Below are 3508 nucleotides of genomic sequence, written 5' to 3'. Positions count from 1 at the left end.
TGTATTAAATTGCAATGCCACACAACTTGCATCTTATAGAGATTGGCAACCTGTCTCATTTGTATGGGGAAATTTGCCTTGCACCGCACTCAAAAGACAACGGATTCCGGGTAGAGGCGGTCTTGCTGGTCCGGCGCCCCTGACCCAGCGGGTCCCCCAACAGCCCCACTTGGCCCGCATCCCTCGAATGCGCCACAATACCCATCATTTGCGGAGCCCTTCATGACCGACCTCACCCCCGATGCCACCCTCGACGCCACCGGCCTCAACTGCCCAGAGCCGGTGATGATGCTGCACCAACACGTGCGCGCCCTCGCCGCCGGCGGCCTGCTGAAAGTCATCGCCACCGACCCCTCGACCCAACGCGACATCCCCAAGTTCTGTACCTTCCTGGGCCACCAACTGCTGGAACAACAGGAAGCCGCCGGCACCTTCCTCTACTGGATCCGCAAGAAAGCCGACTGAGCCGCTCTGGAACACGCTCCGCGTTGAGCCTACACTGCGTTCCCCAGACAGGAGAGCGCCATGCTGATAGTTGCCGACGAAAACATCCCTTTGCTCGATGCCTTCTTCCAAGGGTTTGGCGAGATTCGTCGTTATCCTGGGCGTAGCCTCGACGCCGCCAGCGTCCGGGAGGCCGACATTCTGCTGGTCCGCTCCGTGACCAAGGTCGATCGGCAACTGCTAGAAGGCAGTGGCGTGCGGTTCGTGGGTACCTGCACCATCGGCACCGATCACCTCGATCTCGACTACTTCGAACAAGCGGGTATCCGCTGGAGCAGTGCACCCGGTTGCAACGCCCGGGGAGTGGTGGACTATGTGCTGGGCAGCCTGCTGACTCTCGCTGACCTTGAGGGTGCATCACTGCCCGAGCGCGTCTACGGCGTGGTGGGTGCAGGCGAAGTAGGTGGGCGGCTGGTGGGCGTGCTACGCGCCCTGGGGTGGAAGGTGATGGTCTGCGATCCATTGCGCCAGGCCGCCGAAGGCGGTGACTACGTCGAGCTCGATACCCTGCTGCAAGCCTGCGATGTCATCAGCCTGCACACACCCCTCGAACGCGGTGGCCAGTACCCGACCTGGCACCTGCTAGGCCCTACAGAACTGGCGAAACTGCGCCCCGGCGCCTGGCTGATCAACGCCAGTCGAGGGGCAGTGGTGGATAATGGCGCATTACGCACGCTCCTGCAGCAGCGCGATGACCTGCACGCGGTGCTGGACGTGTGGGAAGGCGAGCCCCAGGTCGATCTGCGGTTGGCCGACCTGTGTACCGTCGCCACCCCCCACATCGCCGGCTATAGCCTCGATGGCCGTCAGCGTGGCACCGCCCAGATCTATCGCGCCTTGTGTCGACACCTGGGCGTGGAGGAGCGCATTCAACTGGCCGACCTGTTGCCGCGCCCGCCAGTCGCGCAGATTGAGTTGGACGCCGAGGCCGATCTGCAGTGGGCACTGGCCATGCTATGCCGCGCTGTCTACGATCCGCGCCGCGATGATGCCGATTTGCGCCGCAGCCTGAGCGAAGACGCGCAGCAGCAACGTGCGGCTTTCGACCTATTGCGCAAACACTACCCGCCACGCCGTGAAATCGAAGGGCTATCCGTGCGCATCCGTGGTGACTCGCCTCAGCTTGCGCAGCTGATTGACGCCATCGGAGCAAAAAGGGTCTGACGCTCGGGGGTTGCCCCGGGGCAAAGCAGCGTGCATAAAAAACCCGGCGCTAGCGCCGGGTCAGGAATAAGGTGATCAGTTTTTCTGCGAGCGCTCGACCCGGCTTTCTTCCAAGGCCTTGCAGGCCTGCTGGATCATCTGCTCGGTGATCGGTACCTCCCGCCCTTGGGCGTCGATCAGCGCGCCGCTTGCCTGGGGGGACGGTGCGTGACGGGGCGTGTGGTGTTCGCGGTCATGGTGCAAGCTCATGCAGGGTCTCCTCTTCAGATGACGTCTGGTATCAACCATGCGCCTGGCAGATCGTCGACGCGGGTGCGGCGCAACCTGAGGCTGGGCCATAGTCCACCAGAGATGGCGAACAAGTGCCAGAGCGCGGTTAGAACAATAGGCTATAGCCGCGCCAGACAGTTCCGTGCTGCGGCATGAATGGTAGGCTGCATGTTCCGCCTTCGAGAGCAGATCCATGGCCTCTACAACTCCGCGCCCCAGCCGCGCTTTGCGCCTTGGTTGGCATTTTCTTCGCCCATATCGGCGGCGCCTGGTGCTGGCCTTGCTGGCACTGGTGGTGACTGCCGGCATTACCCTGTCCATGGGGCAAGGCATCCGCCTGCTGGTGGATCAGGGGTTCATGACCGGTTCCGTCCATCAGCTCAACCAGACCCTTGGCCTCTTCCTGCTGCTGGTGCTGGCCCTGGCGGTAGGGACCTTCAGCCGGTTCTACCTCGTCTCCTGGATAGGTGAGCGGTGCGTGGCGGACATTCGTCGCGCCGTTTTTGACCATCTGCTCGAGCTTCATCCGGGTTTTTTCGAAGACAACCGCAGCTCGGAAATTCAGTCTCGGTTGACGGCCGACACCACGTTGCTGCAATCGGTGATTGGCTCTTCCCTGTCCATGTGCCTGCGTAATGCGCTGATGGTGGTGGGGGGTGTGGTCTTGCTGTTCATCACCAACCCGAAACTGACCAGCATCGTGGTCGTGGCATTGCCGGTGGTACTGGCCCCGATCCTGCTGTTCGGTCGTCGTGTTCGCAGCCTCTCCCGCCAAAGCCAGGACCGGGTGGCAGATGTGGGTAGCTATGTGGCCGAAACCCTGGGCCAGATCAAGACCGTGCAGGCCTACACTCATCAAGCCCATGACCGGGCACTGTTCGCCGATACGGTGGAGTCGGCATTTGCAGTGGCCCGCCAGCGCATTGCGCAGCGGGCCTGGCTGATTACCGTGGTGATCGTGCTGGTGCTGGGCGCTATCGGCGCAATGCTGTGGGTCGGCGGCCTGGACGTTATCGCCGGGCGTATGTCGGGGGGGGAGTTGGCGGCGTTCGTGTTCTACAGCCTGGTAGTGGGCAGTGCGTTCGGCACACTCAGCGAGGTGATTGGCGAGCTCCAGCGTGCTGCTGGAGCAGCAGAGCGCATAGCCGAATTACTGGCTGCGCAAAGCCAGATTCTGGCGCCGTCCAGTGCGCGGCTGCTGGCGGGAGGCCGTGCACGGGGCTGCCTGACGTTGCAGCGCGTGGTGTTTGCCTATCCCTCGCGACCCGAGCACAAGGCTATCGATGACCTGAGCCTGGCCATCCAGGCAGGCCAGACGCTTGCATTGGTCGGTCCCTCCGGTGCGGGTAAATCCACCCTGTTCGACCTGCTTCTGCGCTTCTATGACCCTCAGCACGGGCAGATTCTGCTCGATGACCACCCCATCGACCAACTCGACCCCGACCACCTTCGCCAGCAGTTTGCATGGGTCGCACAGCAACCGGCACTGTTTCGAGGTACGGTGGCGGACAACATTGCCTATGGACGCCCTGGTGCTTGCCTGGCCGACATCGAAGCTGCCGCGCGCGCA

Annotated in this window: 4 protein-coding genes; 3 read left to right on the top strand and 1 reads right to left on the bottom strand. The window is 62.7% G+C overall.

Annotation, left to right across the window (positions count from 1 at the left end; genetic code table 11):
* The first annotated feature begins 222 nt into the window (after positions 1-222).
* Entirely contained in the window at positions 223-465 is a 243-nt protein-coding gene (gene tusA / locus ACK59L_RS21385; RefSeq protein ID WP_058605718.1) for a sulfurtransferase TusA, read from the top strand.
* A 60-nt stretch (positions 466-525) separates the two neighbouring features.
* Entirely contained in the window at positions 526-1668 is a 1143-nt protein-coding gene (pdxB, locus tag ACK59L_RS21380) for a 4-phosphoerythronate dehydrogenase PdxB (RefSeq protein ID WP_409275920.1), read from the top strand.
* A gap of 75 nt (positions 1669-1743) precedes the next feature.
* Here the strand turns inward: pdxB and ACK59L_RS21375 are convergent, their stop codons facing one another.
* Positions 1744-1917 carry a PA1571 family protein gene (locus tag ACK59L_RS21375; RefSeq protein ID WP_165919263.1) on the bottom strand — a complete coding sequence of 58 codons (174 nt, stop codon included), beginning with the start codon at positions 1915-1917 and terminating at the stop codon, positions 1744-1746.
* Positions 1918-2131: 214 nt separating this feature from the next.
* Between ACK59L_RS21375 and ACK59L_RS21370 the strand changes: the two genes are divergently transcribed.
* The coding region (locus tag ACK59L_RS21370) for an ABC transporter transmembrane domain-containing protein (RefSeq protein ID WP_409275918.1) at positions 2132-3508 on the top strand (1377 nt) is incomplete at its 3' end.

Source organism: Pseudomonas sp. KCJK9111 (assembly GCF_046231935.1).
Taxonomy (GTDB): domain Bacteria; phylum Pseudomonadota; class Gammaproteobacteria; order Pseudomonadales; family Pseudomonadaceae; genus Aquipseudomonas; species Aquipseudomonas parafulva_B.
This window is presented reverse-complemented; position numbering and strand designations above follow the sequence as displayed.